This is a genomic window from Buttiauxella warmboldiae (genome assembly GCF_003818135.1).
In the GTDB taxonomy this organism is placed as follows: Bacteria; Pseudomonadota; Gammaproteobacteria; order Enterobacterales; family Enterobacteriaceae; genus Buttiauxella; species Buttiauxella warmboldiae.
In genome coordinates, this window is the sequence record NZ_RPOH01000004.1 from 56,488 (window position 1) to 75,505 (window position 19,018).

General features: G+C 52.0%; 16 protein-coding genes. 10 read left to right on the forward strand and 6 right to left on the reverse strand.

All coding sequences use genetic code 11. The features are described from left to right. Positions 1-5: 5 nt before the first annotated feature. Positions 6-662, reverse strand: a complete 657-nt coding sequence (locus EHN07_RS01820) for a 3-oxoacid CoA-transferase subunit B (protein WP_124022510.1) — start codon at positions 660-662, stop codon at positions 6-8. Positions 663-672: 10 nt separating this feature from the next. Next, positions 673-1,356 carry a 3-oxoacid CoA-transferase subunit A gene (locus EHN07_RS01825; RefSeq protein WP_124022511.1) on the reverse strand — a complete coding sequence of 228 codons (684 nt, stop codon included), beginning with the start codon at positions 1,354-1,356 and terminating at the stop codon, positions 673-675. 171 nt (positions 1,357-1,527) lie between these two features. Between EHN07_RS01825 and EHN07_RS01830 the strand changes: the two genes are divergently transcribed. Further along, positions 1,528-2,340, forward strand: a complete 813-nt coding sequence (locus EHN07_RS01830; protein WP_124022512.1) for an IclR family transcriptional regulator domain-containing protein — start codon at positions 1,528-1,530, stop codon at positions 2,338-2,340. Here the strand turns inward: EHN07_RS01830 and smrA are convergent. Both smrA and EHN07_RS01840 read right to left on the reverse strand, forming a co-directional pair. Beyond that, positions 2,337-2,900, reverse strand: a complete 564-nt coding sequence (smrA, locus tag EHN07_RS01835) for a DNA endonuclease SmrA (protein WP_124022513.1) — start codon at positions 2,898-2,900, stop codon at positions 2,337-2,339. The genes EHN07_RS01830 and smrA overlap by 4 nt on opposite strands. A gap of 67 nt (positions 2,901-2,967) precedes the next feature. Continuing rightward, positions 2,968-3,864 (reverse strand): LysR family transcriptional regulator, encoded by an 897-nt coding sequence (locus EHN07_RS01840; RefSeq protein WP_124022514.1) that lies wholly within the window; start codon positions 3,862-3,864, stop codon positions 2,968-2,970. 162 nt (positions 3,865-4,026) lie between these two features. Here EHN07_RS01840 and EHN07_RS01845 point away from each other — a divergent pair, with 162 nt between their 5' ends. The 6 genes from EHN07_RS01845 (at position 4,027) to uspE (ending at position 10,916) form a co-directional block, all read left to right on the forward strand. Next, positions 4,027-5,337, forward strand: a complete 1,311-nt coding sequence (locus EHN07_RS01845) for a M20 family metallo-hydrolase (RefSeq protein WP_124022515.1) — start codon at positions 4,027-4,029, stop codon at positions 5,335-5,337. Then, on the forward strand, positions 5,337-6,782 hold the full coding sequence (locus tag EHN07_RS01850) for a M20 family metallopeptidase (protein WP_124022516.1): 1,446 nt from the start codon (positions 5,337-5,339) through the stop codon (positions 6,780-6,782). Before EHN07_RS01845 ends, EHN07_RS01850 begins: the two co-directional genes overlap by 1 nt. 41 nt (positions 6,783-6,823) lie before the next feature. Beyond that, positions 6,824-8,350, forward strand: a complete 1,527-nt coding sequence (gene abgT / locus EHN07_RS01855) for a p-aminobenzoyl-glutamate transporter (protein ID WP_124022517.1) — start codon at positions 6,824-6,826, stop codon at positions 8,348-8,350. 12 nt (positions 8,351-8,362) lie between these two features. Next, the gene (gene ogt, locus EHN07_RS01860) at positions 8,363-8,878 is read left to right on the forward strand and encodes a methylated-DNA--[protein]-cysteine S-methyltransferase (RefSeq protein WP_124022518.1); all 516 of its coding nucleotides are present in this window, start codon (positions 8,363-8,365) and stop codon (positions 8,876-8,878) included. A gap of 198 nt (positions 8,879-9,076) precedes the next feature. Beyond that, positions 9,077-9,829, forward strand: a complete 753-nt coding sequence (gene fnr, locus EHN07_RS01865) for a fumarate/nitrate reduction transcriptional regulator Fnr (RefSeq protein WP_124022536.1) — start codon at positions 9,077-9,079, stop codon at positions 9,827-9,829. Between the two features lie 136 nt (positions 9,830-9,965). Then, positions 9,966-10,916 carry a universal stress protein UspE gene (gene uspE / locus EHN07_RS01870; RefSeq protein ID WP_124022519.1) on the forward strand — a complete coding sequence of 317 codons (951 nt, stop codon included), beginning with the start codon at positions 9,966-9,968 and terminating at the stop codon, positions 10,914-10,916. Positions 10,917-11,035: 119 nt separating this feature from the next. Here the strand turns inward: uspE and pntB are convergent, their stop codons facing one another. Both pntB and pntA read right to left on the reverse strand, forming a co-directional pair. After that, the gene (pntB, locus tag EHN07_RS01875) at positions 11,036-12,424 is read right to left on the reverse strand and encodes a Re/Si-specific NAD(P)(+) transhydrogenase subunit beta (protein ID WP_124022520.1); all 1,389 of its coding nucleotides are present in this window, start codon (positions 12,422-12,424) and stop codon (positions 11,036-11,038) included. Positions 12,425-12,434: 10 nt separating this feature from the next. Further along, a complete protein-coding gene (gene pntA, locus EHN07_RS01880) occupies positions 12,435-13,964 on the reverse strand; it encodes a Re/Si-specific NAD(P)(+) transhydrogenase subunit alpha (RefSeq protein WP_124022521.1) in 1,530 nt (509 codons plus the stop codon). 1,205 nt (positions 13,965-15,169) lie between these two features. Between pntA and ydgH the strand changes: the two genes are divergently transcribed. From ydgH to folM, 3 genes are all read left to right on the forward strand, one after another. After that, on the forward strand, positions 15,170-16,114 hold the full coding sequence (gene ydgH / locus EHN07_RS01885) for a DUF1471 family protein YdgH (RefSeq protein WP_124022522.1): 945 nt from the start codon (positions 15,170-15,172) through the stop codon (positions 16,112-16,114). Between the two features lie 199 nt (positions 16,115-16,313). Then, positions 16,314-17,696 carry an amino acid permease gene (locus EHN07_RS01890; RefSeq protein WP_124022523.1) on the forward strand — a complete coding sequence of 461 codons (1,383 nt, stop codon included), beginning with the start codon at positions 16,314-16,316 and terminating at the stop codon, positions 17,694-17,696. A 31-nt stretch (positions 17,697-17,727) separates the two neighbouring features. Continuing rightward, a complete protein-coding gene (gene folM / locus EHN07_RS01895; protein WP_124022524.1) occupies positions 17,728-18,459 on the forward strand; it encodes a dihydromonapterin reductase in 732 nt (243 codons plus the stop codon). The last annotated feature ends 559 nt before the right edge of the window (positions 18,460-19,018 follow it).

Genomic DNA, 19,018 nt, shown 5'->3' on the forward strand with positions numbered 1-19,018 from the left:
GTTCCTTACGCGCTTTCTGCCAGTTGTTGGTAGCCAAGTGTGACCGGGGTAATACGCTGCAACTCTTCAAAAGAGAGACCGTTGAAGATTTCGCGCACCACGGGCCCTTTTTCGGTGATATCAATCACCGCAAGGTCGGTATAGATACGGCTGACGCAGCCAATGCCGGTGAGCGGATAAGAACAGCGCTCTACCAGCTTGCATTCGCCGTCACGCGTCAGGTGGTCCATCATCACAAACACCTGGCGTGCGCCAATAGCTAAATCCATCGCCCCGCCGACCGCCGGGATTGAGTCCGGCGCGCCGGTGCTCCAGTTTGCCAGGTCGCCGCTGGCTGAAACCTGGTATGCGCCCAGCACGCAGATATCGAGATGGCCGCCGCGCATCATGGCGAACGAGTCGCCGTGGTGGAAGAAACAGCCGCCGGTCAGCAAGGTGACAAACTCTTTTCCGGCGTTAATCAGTTCCGGGTCTTCCTCCCCATCAGCCGGTTTCGGCCCCATGCCTAACAAGCCGTTTTCGCTGTGCAGAAAGATCTCTTTATCTGCGGGTAAATAGTTGGCGATGCGCGTCGGCAAGCCAATCCCCAGATTAACGTAAGCGCCTTCAGGAATATCGCGGGCAACGCGCTGCGCCATTTCATCACGGGTTAATTTTTTCACCTAAAACTCCTTATGCGCTCTGTGCCAGTGAAGCTTCAACTGCGACCAGGCGCTGCACGAAAATACCCGGTGTGACGATATTTTCCGGGTCGAGTTCGCCGAGCGCCACCATGCGGCTAACTTCGGCAATGGTTACGGTGGCCGCGGTCGCCATAATTGGCCCGAAGTTGCGCGCCGCTTTGCGGTACACCAGGTTGCCCCAGCGATCGCCTTTATCGGCTTTGATTAAGGCAAAATCTGCTTTTAACGGGTATTCCAGCACGTAGTGGCGGCCATCGATTTCACGCGTCTCTTTGCCCTCTGCCAGCGGAGTACCAAAGCCGGTTGGGGTAAATACCGCGCCTAAACCAGAACCTGCCGCCTGAATACGGGCCGCCAGATTGCCCTGCGGCACCAGTTCCAGCTCAACTTTGCCACGACGGTATAAATCATCAAAAATTTGCGAGTCCGCCTGGCGCGGGAAAGAGCAGATCATTTTGCGTACGCGTCCGGCTTTTAACAGTGCCGCCAAGCCCACTTCGCCATTACCCGCGTTGTTATTAATAATCGTCAGGTCACATGCTCCCTGCGCTATCAGGGCATCGATAAGATAGGTGGGCTGCCCGGCGGTGCCAAAGCCACCAATCATGATGGTGGCGCCGTCGAAAATTCCGGCGACTGCTGCTTCCAGCGTCGCCACGCTTTTGTCGATCATCACGGTTCTCCCTGGGGTGCGCTATTCGCACAAGATTGCATTTCTTGAACAAAATGTGACCCGCTTAACGAAGCTGGTCAAGGGCGATAATCGAAATATGGTGCGATTATCGAACATCGTATATCTTTGTCTTCAGAGTGTGATCAACGGCGAAAAATTCAGGAGAACGGTATGAATATTCAAGGCGATGAGCCGGCTGCGGGTGAAGTCGATCCGTTTAAAGGCGACCCCAATTTTATGGCCTCCCTTGCGCGTGGGCTGGAGGTGATTCAGGCGTTTACTCCCCAGCGCAGACTGCTGTCTATTTCGCAAATCAGCCAGAAAACGGGGATCCCCCGCGCGGCGGTGCGCCGTTGTTTATACACGTTAAGCAAGCTCGGTTTTGTCTATGCCGATGATGGCAAGAACTACCAGCTGCGGCCGCGGATTTTATCGCTGGGCCACGCTTACCTGGCCTCTACGCCGCTGGCGAAATCCACTCAGCCGGTGCTGAAACATCTGAGCGAAATGCTCAATGAATCCTGCTCAATTGCCATGCTCGACGGCGACGATATTCTCTATATTGCGCGCGCTTCCAGCTCGCGCATTATGACGATTGACTTAGATATCGGCAGCCGTCTGCCCGCGTGGTCAACCTCTATGGGGCGAGTGTTGTTGAGTTATCTGCCGGAGGAGCAGCTCAACGATTTTCTCGGACGCATCACTATGATTCGCTACACCCCGCAGACGGTGGATTCGGTAAGCAAGCTGCGCGAGGAGTTAAAACGCGTGCGCCAGCAAGGCTACGCGCTTAACGATCAGGAGCTGGAAATGGGGCTACGTTCGATAGCCGTTCCGCTGGTAAACCCGGAGGGCGCAGTGGTTGCCGCGCTGAACGTTGGCGTTCATGCCGGGCAAGTTTCTGCACAAGAGCTGCTTAGCCGCGTGCTGCCAAAGCTGCGGGAAGCGGCTGAAGAGCTGTCGTTGTTATTGAAAACAGATTAACGGCTGTGTTTGGCGTGGCGCTCCCGGTTTTCGACTTTCTCCTGCGGTGATTTTTTGAGCGCCACGTAACACGCTCCGCTACCGCCATGATGCGGCATCGCACAGCAAAACGCCTGCACCTCTTCAAATTCCATCAGCCAGCGTGCCAGATAACTGCGCACGATATTCGCGTGAGACTTATCTTCGCGCCCTTTACCATGAACGATCAGCACATTACGCAGCCCCGCTTTTTTGGCTTCCTGAATAAAGACAAACAGCATCTGGCGGCACTGTTCAACAGGCTGGCGAATCAGATTCAGGTTCGCTTGCTGCTGGTATTTACCCAGCCGCAGTTTATCCAGCACTCCGGTTTGCAGCCCTTCCCGCTTAAATTCCAGCGGCGTGGCGAGCGGAATAATTTCCAGAAAATCAGCGGTCAGAAAATTGTCGAGCTGCGCGATATCGGGCTTTTGCACCACCTTCTGCTGCGCTGGTTTTAGCCACCGGCTGCTGTTGCAGTTTTTCAGCGGTTTGACATCCTCCATGGCGTCAAGAAACAGCGATTTTTCGTCAAGGTTCATGGGCAGCTCCTCCAGGCTTCATTCTGACGTCACTATAGCTGCCGAAGTGGCGGGTCTCAATGCAGGGTTAACGGCTCGCGCGACGAAACTGGTTGATTAACGCGGTGGTCAGCGGTGCCTGCGTCACATCCCGACGCTGGATCAGATAATAGGTGGCATACGGCAGCGTTTCGGCGATATTAATTTGCTGCAGACGATGCGCAAGTAGCGGGTCTAGCCCTAGTTCCGCGGGCAAAATACTCAGAAAATCACTTTGCGCCACCAGGCTAATACAGGCCGAAAAGGTTTCGCAGAACACGCTGATGTTCGGAATTTCTGAACGTTTATTGAATAGCTCTTCCAGTTGTTTGTAATAGCTGCCGCGCGGGGTGGGCAACGTCCAGCTGTAATGCAGCAGCTCTTTTAACGATTTGGCATTGCTTGCCGGATGGCCCTCACGGGCAAATATAGCGAACGGTTTTTCAAACAGCCGTTCAAAACTGAACTCCCGATCGTACGGCCCCTGATAATAGGTATTGATGGTGAAATTCAGCTCGCCCTGACGCAAAGCGTTAATCATCGACACCAGTTGCCCCTCCATAATCCGCACTTTTACCTGCGGGTGTTTTTGATGAAAGGAGGTGATAACCGGCGGCATTAAAGTCCGGGATACGCTGGCACCGAGACCAATATTAATCTGCCCCGCCAGCTGCCCCTGACGTTGCAGAATATCCTCCTGGGCGGACCTTAACTCTTCCAGAATCAGCCGCGCATGTTGATAAAAACTCTCGCCGCATTCGGTTAGCGCCACGCCCTGGCTGCGCCGGAAAAACAGGCGTGCCGCCATCCCTTCTTCTAGCTCTTTAATCGATTTTGTGAGCGCGGGCTGCGAAAGATTCAATGCCCGACTGGCTCCGCGAATGCTGCCATTTTGCGTGACAGCAACAAATGCACGGATTTGATGGAGCTTAACCTGGAAGGCCATATTACCTCCTGATAACCAATAGCTATCAGCCGAAAGATTTTGGCATCTACTGTAATTCAATCTCTTGTGCCAGGGTAATCCGAAGATGGCGAAAACTACCAAATACCGCACAGTGATAAGTAAAAACTATCACAGCGTGAACTTGATCACAGAGGAAGGGTTATGTTGCAACTTGAACTGGCAGTACACGAACTGGCTCCACGCATGCAGCACTGGCGACGTGATTTTCACCATTTTGCCGAGTCCGGCTGGCTGGAGTTTCGCACCGCCACCCTCGTTGCCGACACGCTGCATCAATTAGGTTATCAGCTGGCGTTAGGACGCGAGGTGGTGGATGACGCGGCGCGTATGGGGTTGCCATCACCGGAAGTTCTGGCATGTGAGGAGCAACGTGCGCTGGATCAAGGTGCACTGCCGCAGTGGCTCAGCCATTTTTCCGGTGGGTTTACCGGTATTGTCGCCACGCTGGAAACCGGTCGTCCCGGCCCGACTATCGCGTTTCGCGTGGATATGGACGCGCTGGATTTAGGCGAAATGCAGCAACACACGCACCGACCGTTTGCTGAAGGCTTTGCTTCCTGCAATGCCGGAATGATGCACGCCTGCGGGCACGATGGGCATACGGCTATTGGGCTTGGCCTTGCTTGCGTTCTGCAACAATTTACCGACCAGTTAAACGGTACTATCAAACTTATTTTCCAGCCAGCGGAAGAAGGAACTCGCGGCGCGCGCGCTATGGTGGCAGCGGGTGCGCTGGATAATATCGACTATTTCACCGCAATACATATCGGCACCGGCATTCCAATCGGTGCCGTGGTATGCGGCAACGATAACTTTATGGCGACCACCAAATTTGACGTGCAGTTTACCGGCATCGCGGCACACGCCGGTGGCAAGCCGGAAGAAGGCCGTAACGCCCTGCTCGCCGCGGCCCAAACTGCGCTGGCTTTACATAGTATTGCTCCTCACAGCCATGGAGCATCCCGCATTAACGTCGGCGTTTTGCAGGCGGGCAGCGGGCGTAATGTCGTACCTGCACAGGCGTTATTAAAAGTAGAGACTCGCGGCGAAACTAGCGAAATCAACGACTACGTGTTTGACCGGGCGCAGGAAATTATTCGCGGCACGGCGACGATGTATGGCATTGAAGCGGAAGTGAAGCTGATGGGGGCGGCAACCAATAGCGTGCCGTCGCCTGAATGGGTCGCCTTTATTCACCAGCAGGCAAGTACTGTGAGTGGCGTCACCCACGTTGTGGATACCGTCAAAGGTGCAGCCGGTTCAGAAGATGCCACGTTAATGATGGCACGGGTACAGGAACAAGGCGGCAAGGCTTCTTATATGGTTTTCGGCACTGAATTAAGCGCCGGACACCATAACGAGAAGTTTGATTTTGATGAAAAGGTGATGGAAATTGCCGTTAGCACCATGGCGCGCCTTGTTGTTAATTTTCCATGGCAACGAGGTGTGTGATGACGACAATCTACCAGTTTGTGGATGATGAAATCGAAGCCAAACGCGGCGAATTTACCGCTATAGCTGATGATATTTGGGATCACCCAGAAACGCGTTTTGAAGAGCACTGGTCAGCTGAACGTCTGGCCTGCGCGTTGGAAGCGGAAGGATTTAGCGTCGAACGCAATGCTGGCAATATCGAAACCGCTTTTGTGGCAAGTTTTGGTTCAGGTCATCCGGTCATCGCCCTGTTGGGAGAATACGATGCCCTTGCCGGGTTGAACCAGTGCTCAGGTGAAGCTTCGCCTGAGCCGCTGGTTAAAAACGCGAACGGTCACGGTTGCGGCCATAATTTACTTGGAACAGCGGCTTTTGCCGGTGCCGTCGCGGTGAAGAACTGGCTTGAGCAACACGCAGTGCAAGGCACTGTGCGCTTCTACGGTTGCCCGGGTGAAGAAGGCGGTTCAGGAAAAACATTTATGGTGCGCGAGGGGCTGTTTGACGATGTGGATGCCGCCGTAACTTGGCACCCGGAAGCCTATGCTGGCATGTTCAGCACCCGCTCGCTGGCCAATATTCAGGTGGCGTATCGTTTCCACGGCGTTGCGGCCCATGCCGCAAATTCACCTCATCTGGGACGCAGCGCATTAGATGCGGTGACGCTAATGACCACCGGCACCAATTTTCTCAACGAACATATTATTGAGAAAGCCCGCGTGCATTATGCCATCACCAATGGAGGCGGTATTTCACCCAATGTGGTGCAGGCTCAGGCTGAAGTACTCTATTTGATTCGCGCGCCGGAAATGGCGCAGGCGCAGCATATTTATGAACGTATTAATAAAGTCGCCGAAGGCGCGGCATTGATGACCGAAACCACGGTAAACACGCGCTTTGAGAAAGCCTGTTCCAGTTATCTGCCAAACCGCCAGCTAGAAAACGTCATGTATGAAGCTATGGAAGCGCTGGAGCTGCCACAATGGAACGAAGAAGAACTAACCTTCGCGAAAAAAATACGTGCCACGCTGAGCGAAAGCGATCTGCAAAACAGCTTAAATAATATCGCTAACACCGCCAATGATGAAGGCAAAGCGTTTGCACGTCGCCACCGAGCTACGCTGTTGATAAACGAAATCGCGCCTTATGCCGCTAATGACAACATCCTTCCTGGTTCAACAGATGTTGGAGATGTCAGTTGGAAGGTGCCGGTCGCCCAATGCTTTAGTCCATGCTTTACCGTTGGCACCCCACTGCACACCTGGCAGTTGGTGAGCCAGGGACGTACATCCATCGCCCATAAAGGAATGTTATATGCAGGCAAAGTGATGGCGGCTACCGCACTGCAATTATTCATCAACCCTGAAACTCTGAAAGCCTGCCAAAGTGAGTTGCACGCACAACTTGCCGAGCGCCCGTATCAGTGTCCGATCCCCAAGAACGTGACGCCGTCACTTTTAAGATGATCGAATAAAAACGCAACATCACAACAGATAGAGGCCTGTCTATGAGTCTTTCATCCTTACCGACCCCTTCCGGCTCTGGCAAGCTGTACGGACTGGTAGAAAAAATTGGTAACAAAGTGCCCCATCCTTTTTTGCTGTTCGTGTATTTGATTGTTGTTTTGTCCGTGAGCACCGCCGTGTTTTCTGCGTTTAACGTCAGCGTTCGTAACCCTGCGGACGGCAGCCTGGTGCAGGTCAAAAATCTGCTGAGCGCAGAAGGAGTACACTGGTTTTTGCCTAACGTAATTAAAAACTTCAGCGGATTCGCACCATTAGGGGCCATTCTGGCCCTGGTTTTAGGTGCAGGTCTGGCCGAGCGTGTTGGGCTGTTACCGAGTTTGATGGTGAAGATGGCCTCACATGTGAGTGCGCGCTATGCCAGCTATATGGTGCTGTTTATCGCTTTCTTTAGCCATATTTCGTCTGACGCAGCGTTGGTCATCATGCCGCCGATGGGCGCGTTGATCTTCCTGGCCCTGGGTCGCCATCCGATAGCAGGTTTACTGGCAGCGATTGCCGGTGTTGGCTGCGGTTTTACGGCGAATTTACTGATTGTGACAACCGATGTGTTGCTTTCGGGGATCAGTACCGAAGCGGCACATACCATCGACCCGCTGATGCACGTTAGCGTGATTGATAACTGGTACTTTATGGCGACTTCTGTGATTGTGCTGTCGATTGTTGGCGGGCTGATTACCGATAAAATCGTCGAGCCGCGACTGGGTACCTGGCAAGGCGAGAACAAAGAAAAGCTGCAACAGCTTGATGATGTTCAGCGCTTTGGTTTGCGTGTTACCGGCATTGTGTCGCTGCTGTTTATTGCGGTTATCGCTTTGCTGCTGGTGCCAGAAAACGGCTTACTGCGTGACCCGGTAAAAGGCACGATTATTCCGTCGCCATTCATTAGCGGAATTGTACCGCTGATTATTCTGTTCTTCTTCGTCATCTCCTTGGCCTATGGCATCGCCACAAAGAAAATACGCAGGCAGGCCGATTTGCCACAACTGATGATTGAACCGATGAAGGAAATGGCCGGTTTTATCGTGATGGTGTTCCCGTTGGCGCAATTTGTGGCGATGTTCAACTGGAGCAATATGGGCAAGTTTATGGCCGTCGGGCTTACCGATATGCTGGAAGCTTCCGGGCTGAACGGCATCCCCGCGTTCCTGGGTCTGGCATTACTTTCGTCGTTCCTGTGTATGTTTATTGCCAGCGGCTCGGCCATCTGGTCGATTCTGGCGCCCATCTTTGTACCAATGTTTATGCTGCTGGGTTTCCACCCGGCCTTCGCACAAATCTTATTCCGCGTGGCGGATTCCTCGGTTATTCCACTGGCCCCGGTTTCACCTTTTATTCCTCTGTTTTTAGGCTTCCTACAGCGCTATAAACCTGATGCCAAATTGGGGACATATTACTCTTTAGTATTACCTTACCCCCTCATCTTTTTGGGTGTCTGGTTGCTGCTACTGGTGGCGTGGTATCTTGTTGGCCTGCCTATAGGGCCGGGAGTTTACCCGAGTCTCAATTAACCGGAGCGAGAAATGCTGACACTGCTGGAAGACAAAATTATTACGCCACTAGGCCCGTTATGGGTGATTTGCGACGAGCAGTACAGCTTGCGCGCGGTGGAGTGGGAAGAACATAGCGACAGAATGGAGCAGTTGCTTGGTCTTCATTATGGCGTCAGCGGCTATCAGCGCGTGGCTTGCGAAAATCCTGACGGGTTAAGTGACAAGCTACACGATTATTTTGACGGTGATCTGGCGGTGATTGAAACACTGCCCACCGCCACGGCGGGAACCGCATTCCAGCGCGAAGTCTGGCAAACCCTGCGCACCATTCCATGTGGCCAGGTGATGCATTACGGACAGCTAGCGGAACAGCTTGGCAGATCGGGGGCCGCGCGTGCGGTGGGAGCAGCGAATGGTTCAAACCCGGTAAGTATTGTGGTGCCGTGCCATCGAGTGATTGGCCGTAACGGCACCATGACGGGCTATGCCGGTGGCGTGAGCCGCAAAGAGTGGTTGCTACGTCATGAAGGATATTTATTGCTGTAGCGCAGCGGGCACAGAGCATCGTTCTTTATTTGCGCGGAAATAATGTCCATAAAGATACAGCCCCATTAATTTCAATAGGATAGCTCTATAACCCCTGGCTTATTGCCTGTTATATTCTGAATGCGCTTTCATCATACTTACGTGCTCAAGAAAAAGATGTTAAAATTGACCAATATCAATAACGGCCCGAGCATATCTATGATCCCTGAAAAGCGAATTATTCGACGCATTCAGTCTGGCGGTTGTGCTATCCATTGCCAGGATTGCAGCATCAGCCAATTATGCATCCCCTTCACGCTTAATGAACATGAGCTTGATCAGCTTGATAATATCATCGAGCGGAAGAAGCCTATTCAGAAGGGGCAAACCCTGTTTAAGGCTGGTGATGAACTGAAGTCGCTGTACGCTATCCGTTCAGGGACCATCAAGAGCTACACCATTACTGAACAGGGTGACGAGCAGATTACCGGCTTCCATCTGGCAGGCGATCTGGTGGGCTTTGACGCCATTGGCACCGGGATGCACCCAAGTTTTGCCCAGGCGCTGGAAACCTCAATGGTCTGCGAAATTCCATTCGAAACCCTTGACGATCTCTCCGGTAAAATGCCCAATCTGCGTCAGCAGATGATGCGTTTGATGAGCGGCGAAATTAAGGGCGACCAGGATATGATTCTGCTGCTTTCCAAAAAGAATGCGGAAGAGCGCCTGGCCGCGTTTATTTACAACCTCTCCCGTCGCTTTGCCCAGCGCGGTTTCTCCCCGCGCGAGTTCCGTCTGACCATGACGCGTGGCGATATCGGCAACTACCTGGGCCTGACGGTAGAAACCATCAGCCGTCTGCTTGGCCGTTTCCAGAAAAGCGGCATGCTGGCGGTAAAAGGAAAGTACATTACTATCGAAAATGTCGATATTCTTGCACAGCTCGCAGGCCAATCGCGTAACGTTGCCTGATGACGCGCCACCTTTGTCGGATCGCTAAATTTTCCCGATTTATTGATCCGGCAAGGTCTTATCACCTGTTTCATTCCTCACATATAGGTTAATCTTACTTAACAGACTGTGGTTAAGCAGTTGTAAGGAGACCTGTATGGCAAAATATCAAAACATGCTAGTCGCAATCGATCCTAATCAGGACGATCAGCCCGCCCTGCGACGCGCGGTTTATTTGCATCAACGGATTGGTGGCAGGATCAAAGCCTTTCTGCCTATCTACGATTTTTCCTACGAAATGACCACCCTTCTGTCACCTGACGAACGCACCGCTATGCGCAAAGGCGTGATTAGCCAGCGCGCGGCCTGGATTAAAGAACAAGCCCAGTACTACATCGACTCAGGGGTGCCGATTGAAATAAAAGTGGTTTGGCATAACCGCCCGTTCGAGGCAATTATTCAGGAAGTGATCGGTGGCGGGCACGATTTAGTGCTCAAAATGACCCATCAACATGACAAACTGGAAGCGGTGATATTCACCCCAACCGACTGGCACCTGCTGCGTAAATGTCCGTGTCCGGTGTGGATGGTTAACGAAAAACCGTGGCCTGAAGGCGGCCGAGCCCTGGTTGCCGTAAACCTGGCAAGTGAAGAACAATACCATAACGCGCTCAATGAAAAGCTGGTTAAAGAGACGATCCGCTTAGCCGAAGACGTTAACCACACCGAAGTCCACCTTGTCGGTGCCTATCCGGTTACGCCGATTAATATCGCCATCGAACTGCCAGATTTTGATCCGAGCGTGTATAACGATGCGATTCGCGGCCAGCATTTAGTGGCGATGAAGGCATTGCGCCAGAAGTTTGGCATCGATGAAAAAATGACTCACGTCGAGAAAGGATTGCCCGAAGAGGTGATTCCCGATCTGGCTGAACATTTACAGGCCGGGATCGTGGTGCTCGGCACCATAGGCCGCACCGGGCTTTCCGCCGCGTTCCTCGGCAATACCGCCGAACAGGTTATCGATCATCTGCGCTGCGATTTACTGGTTATCAAACCTGATGATTACCAGACGCCGGTCGAGTTGGACGACGACGAAGACGATTAGCCGCTCTGATACCATAAAAAATCCGTCCACCGTGACGGATTTTTTTATGGGCGCTTTTTCTGATAAACAAAACCGCCCCGAAAGGCGGTTTTGAGAGGCATCTCGCGCTACAGAAAAAACTACAGCGCTTTAAGAATCGCTTCCACGCTGGCTTTGGCATCGCCAAACAGCATTTGCGTGTTCTCTTTAAAGAACAGAGGGTTCTGCACGCCGGCGTAACCGGTGTTCATTGAACGTTTGAAGACGATGACGTTCTGCGCTTTCCACACTTCCAGCACCGGCATACCGGCGATTGGGCTGCGTGGATCTTCGAGTGCCGCCGGGTTTACGGTGTCGTTGGCGCCGATCACCAGAACGGTGTCGGTATCGGTGAAATCATCGTTGATTTCATCCATTTCCAGTACCACATCGTAAGGTACGCGGGCTTCTGCCAGCAGAACGTTCATATGGCCTGGCAGACGTCCGGCAACCGGGTGGATACCAAAGCGAACTTTGATGCCGCGCGCGCGCAGCTTTTCGGTAATTTCCGCTACCGGATATTGCGCCTGTGCCACCGCCATACCATATCCAGGGGTGATGATGACCGAGGTTGAGTTTTTCAGCATCTCAGCGGTATCTTCCGCGGTGATTTCACGGTGCTCGCCCACTTCTGCATCATCACCGGTAGAAGATCCGTCGGTGCCGAAGCCCCCTGCGATGACGCTGATAAAGGAACGGTTCATCGCCTTACACATGATGTAAGACAGGATCGCACCGGAAGAACCTACCAGCGCACCAGTGACGATCAGCAGATCGTTGCTGAGCATAAAGCCCGCCGCCGCCGCCGCCCAACCGGAGTACGAGTTCAGCATCGAAACCACCACCGGCATATCTGCGCCACCAATTGACGCCACCAGGTGCCAGCCAACAACCAGCGCAATAATGGTCATCACCAGCAGCGCCAGAACCTGCAGGCCAACGCTTTCGGTACGCACGAAGACTAACAACATGGCGAAGGAGACAACCAGCGCCGCCAGGTTCAGCTTGTGACGATGCGGCAACATCAGCGGTTTAGAGGAGATCTTGCCGCGCAGTTTGCCAAACGCCACGATGGAACCGGTAAAGGTCACCGCACCAATAAAGATACCGAGGAACACTTCCGTTAAATGGATGTTTTCCATCACCGGTTCCAGACCCGGTGCGTGATCCAGATAGCTGTTAAAGCCAACCAGAACCGCAGCCAGACCTACGAAGCTGTGCAGAATAGCCACCAGCTCCGGCATTTCGGTCATTTCAACTTTCTTCGCCAGATGGATGCCGATGGCACCACCGATAACCATGGCCACGATGATCCAGACCACGTTGCCGGTTTCCGGCCCGAAGATGGTCGCAACCAGTGCGATCCCCATACCTGCCATACCGAACAAGTTGCCCTGCTTCGATGTTTCGTGTTTTGACAGCCCCGCCAGGCTGAAAATAAACAGAATAGCGGCAACAATGTATGCTGCTGTAACTAATCCACCAGACATGTGTTACCCCTTAGTTCTTCCGGAACATTTTCAGCATGCGCTGAGTGACGGTGAAACCACCAAAAATATTGATGCTGGCAATCAGCACCGCAATAAAGCTCAGGAAGCTAACCCAGCCGCCATGACCAATTTGCAGTAATGCGCCCACCACGATAATCCCTGAAATGGCGTTAGTCACCGACATCAGCGGAGTATGCAGCGCGTGAGAAACATTCCACACCACGTAGTAACCCACAACGCACGCCAGCGCGAACACGGTAAAGTGGCCGAGGAACTCTTTTGGCGCCACGTCAGCAAGCCAGCCGAACAGAACGATCGCCAACGCCATCAACGCATATTTGCGCCATGGGGAAGCTGGTTTTTTCTCTTCTACCGGCGCCGCCGCAGGTTTTGCCGCAGCCTGAGGCTGGGCGGAAACCTGAATTGGCGGCGCAGGCCAGGTGATTTCACCATCGCGAATGACGGTTACGCCACGGATAACCACATCGTCAAAATCAACCACGGTATTGCCATCTTTCTCTTTGCACAGCAGTTTGAGCAGGTTAACCAGGTTGGTGCCGTAAAGCTGGGAGGACTGCGTTGGCAGACGGCCCGGCAAATCGGTGTAACCGATAACTTTCACGCCGTTTGGCGTGACGGTGACCTGATCAGCCACGGTGTATTCGCAGTTACCGCCGTTTTGTGCCGCAAGATCGACAATCACGCTGCCCGCCTGCATTGAGTCAACCATTTCGCGGGTGATGAGTTTGGGAGCCGGTTTGCCTGGGATCAGCGCCGTAGTGACGATGATATCGACCTCTTTGGCCTGAGCGGCAAACAGTTCCATTTCAGCTTTAATAAAGGCTTCGGACATCACTTTGGCGTAACCGTCGCCGCTGCCCGCTTCTTCTTTAAAGTCCAGCTCCAGGAACTCAGCGCCCATACTCTGCACTTGTTCTTTTACTTCCGGACGGGTATCGAACGCACGCACGATTGCGCCAAGGCTATTTGCCGCGCCAATCGCCGCAAGACCGGCAACGCCGGCGCCGATAACCATCACTTTTGCCGGTGGCACTTTGCCCGCAGCGGTAATTTGCCCGGTAAAGAAACGGCCAAATTCATGGGCGGCTTCCACAATGGCGCGATAGCCGGCAATGTTTGCCATTGAGCTCAGGGCATCAAGCGACTGCGCACGAGAAATACGCGGCACTGAATCCATCGCCATGACGGTGACATTTTTAGCTGCCAGCTTTTCCAGTAATTCCGGATTCTGAGCAGGCCAGATAAAGCTCACCAGCGTGGAGCCTGCACGCAGCAGCTCAATTTCGTTCTCCTGCGGTGCATTCACTTTCAGCACGATGTCAGACTGCCAGACCTCAGCGGTGTCTGAAATGGTTGCGCCAGCCTGCAGAAAAGCTTCGTCATCAAAGCTCGCCAGTTTGCCCGCGCCGCTTTCGACGGTGACGGTAAAACCGAGCTTCAGCAATTGCTCCACTGTTTTTGGCGTGGCCGCCACGCGGGACTCACCCGCCCACCGCTCTTTTGGTATCCCAATACGCATAATATTCCCTTCCATCTGTTTTTATGTTGATGGTTTGTCAGACATTGACTGGCCAGGATCATTCCGTTACCAGAGCAATGAAAATATATCCGCCACAAGCTATTTATAACCTACTGAAAATAACGCCTGTGATCCAGATCAGGATCTTAGTATTTGTATCATTATGGTGAAAACTTAGCATTGAGGGGCTAAGACAGCTCTTTTCAACTAGTTTTACCTTACGATACCTGATAATACGCTTTATCAACGCGTCAACTCGCCATAGCGCACCGCGGCAAAATGCTTATTTAACATTACATTAACTGATTAAGTTGTAAGCTTTACCGCTTTTATCGGTCAAAAGGCTCTTTTAGTCAGCTGTAAATTTCCGTTAGCAAAAAGATCGGTATGCAATGCGCGCAGGCTAAAAAATGGCGCAGACAGGTGGGTATTTCAATATGATAACTCTTGCTAATCAAATTAATGCATTGAAATAATTATTTATTTTCACCGCGTATTAGGTTACAGATAACCATTAACGATCTCTGGGCCCTGCTCTGCCCCTTTTGTCATAATCCTGGGGCGTATTGAGCGTTATGTTCTGGGGATGTGCGGACCTTCACTCAGATCCGGTACGGCGCTGACTATTTCCTGGAGAGTGGTTCCAGAAACAGCACCAGTAGCATCCATTTAAATTCTTGTAGCCATAGCGCACAAGTTGGCTTCCTATATTTCCAGACACCTTTTATCACTTAGGTTCGTTGCCGCAGCTATGCCCGTGGCGAACGCTCTCCCGGTGCTGCGCTTCATGTACAAAATCAAAAAAAAACCGCATCACGGGATGCGGTAAAAAATGTTGCATGAATCAGAATCGAAAATCTCAGAAGATTTTCTGACGACTAATATCTTAATATTTAACAATAACGTCAAGTAGTAACCATATGTAATTATACACTTTCGAATTAGTTTAATTCCTCTTTTCTGATTTGAAGGGCTTATCATTAGATACGAATCAGGTCGGCCTTTTAAAGAGTAAGCCTGGTAATGCATAATCGGGTGCCATGTCTCTATTATGCCATTTTATCAATAACTTAACTTGATAATGCAAGCCAAATCAATCAGTTGTAGATTAGCCCCTATTTCAATGCAATAATCGGCGGCTGACAGGTAACCCTCATAGAATGCGGTATTTGTATTCATTTTGCGCAAGGCGAAGGATTATTTTTATGAAGCTCAAGAACACCCTTCTGGCGTCAGCATTGATTTCCCTTACCACGCTGTCCGCTCAGGCGGCCACGGAACTGACTCCCGATCAAGCTGCTGCTGTGAAACCTTTTGATCGCATTACCATCACTGGCCGTTTTAACTCCATTGGCGACGCGGTGAATGCCGTTTCCAAACGCGCCGATAAAATTGGTGCCACCTCTTTCTATGTCCAGGACACCAACGATACTGGCAGCAGCGGTAACTGGCGTGTCGTTGCCGATCTCTATCACGCAGACGCCCCGAAAGCGGAAAAAAACTCCAATCGCGTGATCAACGGTGTGATGGAGTTACCGAAAGACCAGGCCTATGCGCTTGAGCCATTTGATACCGTGACGATTCAGGGTTTTTATCGCAGCCAGCCTGAAGTCAATGATGCGATTACCCGCGCCGCCAAAGAGAAAAGCGCAGATTCGTTCTATATCGTGCGCCAGATTGATGCCAACGGCGGCGGCAACCAGCGTGTTACCGCTTTTATCTATAAAAAAGACGCCAAAAAACGTGTTCTGCAAAGCGCGGATGCCATCCCTGCAGATTCAGAAGCGGGCAAAGCCGCACTGGCTGCAGGTGGCGCAGCAGCGGCCACCGTTGAGATCCCAGGCGTTGCGACCAGCAGTACCCCAACTACTGATGTGGGCCGTTTCTTCGAAACGCAGACCACTCAAGGCGGTCGTTACACCGTAACGCTGCCGGACGGTACAAAAATTCAGGAGCTGAACAAAGTGACTGCCGCACAGATGGTCCCATTTGATAGCGTGAAATTTACCGGTCACTACAGCAGCGGTACTGAAATTTCTTACCAGGTTGCTAAACGTGCAGCGAAGAAAGGGGCTAAATACTACCACATCACCCGCCAATGGGATGAGCGTGGCGGGAACATGACTATTAGCGCTGACCTGTACAAATAAGCGCAGCATTACACAGTTTTGCCTGCTAAAAAGGGTGGCATCGCCGCCCTTTTTTTCTCTCTCTGGGCATTTTATGGCTCATGTCATTGCAAGCAACTCCCACACTCCGTAAAATCCCGCGCCTTAGAGTTACCCACCATTTTTATGCATAAAAGCATGATAGTTATTCTGGGTCTTATGTGAATTTAACGGGATTGCTATGGAAAAGAAGCTAGGCCTCGCCGCATTAACTGCACTGGTATTGAGCTCGATGCTCGGCGCTGGTGTATTTAGCCTGCCGCAAAACATGGCCAGTGTGGCGAGCCCCGCAGCATTGCTGATCGGCTGGGCCATTACCGGCGCGGGTATTTTATTGCTGGCGCTGGCGATGGTGGTATTAACCCGTTTGCGCCCCGACCTGGACGGAGGCATTTTTACCTATGCTCGCGAAGGCTTTGGTGAGCTGATCGGTTTCTTCTCAGCATGGGGCTACTGGCTTTGTGCGGTGATCGCCAACGTCTCTTATTTAGTCATTGTGTTCTCAGCGCTGAGTTTCTTCACCGATACGCCAGAGCTGCGCCTGTTTGGTGACGGCAATACCTGGCAAGCGATTGTCGGTGCTTCCGTACTGTTATGGATGGTGCATTTCCTGGTGCTGCGCGGCGTGCAGACCGCGGCCAGTATTAATCTGGTTGCCACCCTTGCGAAGCTGCTGCCATTAGGTCTGTTTATCGTTTTAGCGATGATGGCCTTTAAGCTCTCTACCTTTAATCTCGATTTCAGCGGAATTGCGCTTGGTCTTCCAGTTTGGGAGCAGGTCAAAAACACCATGCTGATAACCCTATGGGTGTTTATCGGCGTGGAAGGCGCGGTGGTGGTCTCTGCACGCGCGCGCAATAAGAATGATGTTGGCCGCGCAACGTTACTGGCGGTAGTTGCGGCATTGAGCGTCTATCTGCTGGTCACGCTGCTTTCGCTAGGGGTGATTGCCCGCCCGGAACTTGCCGGTATGCGTAACCCTTCAATGGCCGGATTAATGGTTGAAATGATGGGGCCATGGGGTGAAGTGATTATCGCCGCCGGGCTGATTGTTTCGGTATGCGGGGCCTACCTGAGCTGGACGATTATGGCCGCTGAAGTGCCCTTCCTTGCCGCCACGCACAAAGCTTTCCCGAAAATCTTTGCCCGTCAGAATCAGAACAATGCTCCGTCAGCCTCCCTGTGGCTGACCAATATTAGCATCCAGATCTGCCTGGTGTTGATTTGGTTAACCGGCTCGGATTACAACACGCTGCTGACCATCGCCTCTGAGATGATCCTGGTTCCCTACTTCCTGGTGGGCGCTTTTTTAGTCAAGGTCTCTGTCCGCCCGCTGCATAAAGCGATTGGCTTTGGCGCCTGTATTTATGGCTTATGGCTGCTTTATGCCTCAGGCCTGATGCATCTGCTGCTTTCAGTGGTACTCTACGCGCCGGGATTAATCGTCTTTATGTATACGCGCAGTACCCATACCCATGACATTAAACTCAACTTCAGGGAAAAATCAGTCATTTTCCTGATGTTGGTGGCCGCGTTTCCTGCAACATGGGCACTGGTGAAGTAAGCTATCAGCCAACGACAGAAAGGAGTCGCCGATGAGGGCCATCTCACCCACACGTCCTATTTTGATTACCGGAGCAGGTAAACGAATTGGCCTGGCGCTGGCGCGACACTTTCTGGCCCATCAGCAGCCCATCATTATTAGCTACCGTACGCGTTACCCGGCGGTAGATACGCTGGAGCAGGCCGGGGCAACCTGCCTGTTCGGGGATTTCTCAACCAATCAGGGAATTGAGCAATTTGCTCAGCAAGTAAAACAGCGCTGCGACAGTTTGCGGGCCATTTTGCACAACGCCAGCGCCTGGCTTGCAGAATCCCCTCACCGCTCCCCTGCGGATACGCTGGCGGCGATGCTGCAAATTCACGTCCATGCTCCCTATCTGCTCAATCATCTTCTTGAGCCGCTATTGCGCGGCCACGGCCACGGCCATGCCAGCGCCGATCTCATTCATTTCACGGATTATGTCGTTGAGCGTGGTAGCGATAAACATATTGCCTATGCCGCCAGCAAAGCCGCGCTGGATAATATGACGCGTTCGTTTGCCCGTAAGCTGGCCCCGGAAGTTAAAGTCAATGCCATTGCGCCTGCGATGATCGTGTTCAATGACGGTGACGATGCCCAATATCGGGAAGCCGCTCTGAATAAGGCGTTGATGAAGATCGCCCCGGGCGAACAAGAGATTATTGGGCTGGTAGAATACCTGTTGAACAGCAAATACGTCACTGGCCGGACGCATGCCGTAGACGGCGGTCGTCCTCTTCGATAAGTCTGTTTGCGTAAAAACATTTAGCCGTGTGTGATTGCTGGCAAATACGGAATGACGTTACGCCACTCCTGCCGGCCAAATGTTGGACCGCGATGCGTTACAAAAAAGCTGTACGCCGTGGCCTGCGATGATCTGAATCGCAGCGTTGCTGCCGCCATTTCGCACCTGAGAAAATCTACGACAGCCATCCCCCTGCGGTAGAGGATGCGTTTTCCAAAAATATCTATCCTCCTTTGCTACACATCTTCTGTTTAATAGCAACGATGATCTTATTGCTTAATTCAGCATTCGCCTATAGAAATAAACAGTTCTGGTATGATAGATTTCATGCGTTATTATTTATCCGCTTATCAATTAGCGATGAATATCAAGAAAAAGAACGTTTTTATTACCGTTACGTACGTTATTTGTTACCAATATGTTTTCTTTCAGTGTGCAATGGTGACGGGGTAATTTAATAGCTCATAGTTGTTGAATATACGTTACTAAACTAAAAAATAAATGCTGTGCAAATTGTTATTTTGGGGCGGAACTTCTCTATAAAAACGTAGAAAAATAT

Coding starts and splice junctions, on each gene's coding strand:
- EHN07_RS01890 (WP_124022523.1), top strand. CDS start 16,314: ATGGAAAAGAAGCTAGGCCTCGCCGCATTAACTGCACTGGTATTGAGC.
- smrA (WP_124022513.1), bottom strand. CDS start 2,900: ATGAACCTTGACGAAAAATCGCTGTTTCTTGACGCCATGGAGGATGTC.
- folM (WP_124022524.1), top strand. CDS start 17,728: ATGAGGGCCATCTCACCCACACGTCCTATTTTGATTACCGGAGCAGGT.
- ydgH (WP_124022522.1), top strand. CDS start 15,170: ATGAAGCTCAAGAACACCCTTCTGGCGTCAGCATTGATTTCCCTTACC.
- EHN07_RS01840 (WP_124022514.1), bottom strand. CDS start 3,864: ATGGCCTTCCAGGTTAAGCTCCATCAAATCCGTGCATTTGTTGCTGTC.
- uspE (WP_124022519.1), top strand. CDS start 9,966: ATGGCAAAATATCAAAACATGCTAGTCGCAATCGATCCTAATCAGGAC.
- fnr (WP_124022536.1), top strand. CDS start 9,077: ATGATCCCTGAAAAGCGAATTATTCGACGCATTCAGTCTGGCGGTTGT.
- pntB (WP_124022520.1), bottom strand. CDS start 12,424: ATGTCTGGTGGATTAGTTACAGCAGCATACATTGTTGCCGCTATTCTG.
- EHN07_RS01850 (WP_124022516.1), top strand. CDS start 5,337: ATGACGACAATCTACCAGTTTGTGGATGATGAAATCGAAGCCAAACGC.
- EHN07_RS01825 (WP_124022511.1), bottom strand. CDS start 1,356: ATGATCGACAAAAGCGTGGCGACGCTGGAAGCAGCAGTCGCCGGAATT.
- abgT (WP_124022517.1), top strand. CDS start 6,824: ATGAGTCTTTCATCCTTACCGACCCCTTCCGGCTCTGGCAAGCTGTAC.
- EHN07_RS01830 (WP_124022512.1), top strand. CDS start 1,528: ATGAATATTCAAGGCGATGAGCCGGCTGCGGGTGAAGTCGATCCGTTT.
- pntA (WP_124022521.1), bottom strand. CDS start 13,964: ATGCGTATTGGGATACCAAAAGAGCGGTGGGCGGGTGAGTCCCGCGTG.
- EHN07_RS01845 (WP_124022515.1), top strand. CDS start 4,027: ATGTTGCAACTTGAACTGGCAGTACACGAACTGGCTCCACGCATGCAG.
- ogt (WP_124022518.1), top strand. CDS start 8,363: ATGCTGACACTGCTGGAAGACAAAATTATTACGCCACTAGGCCCGTTA.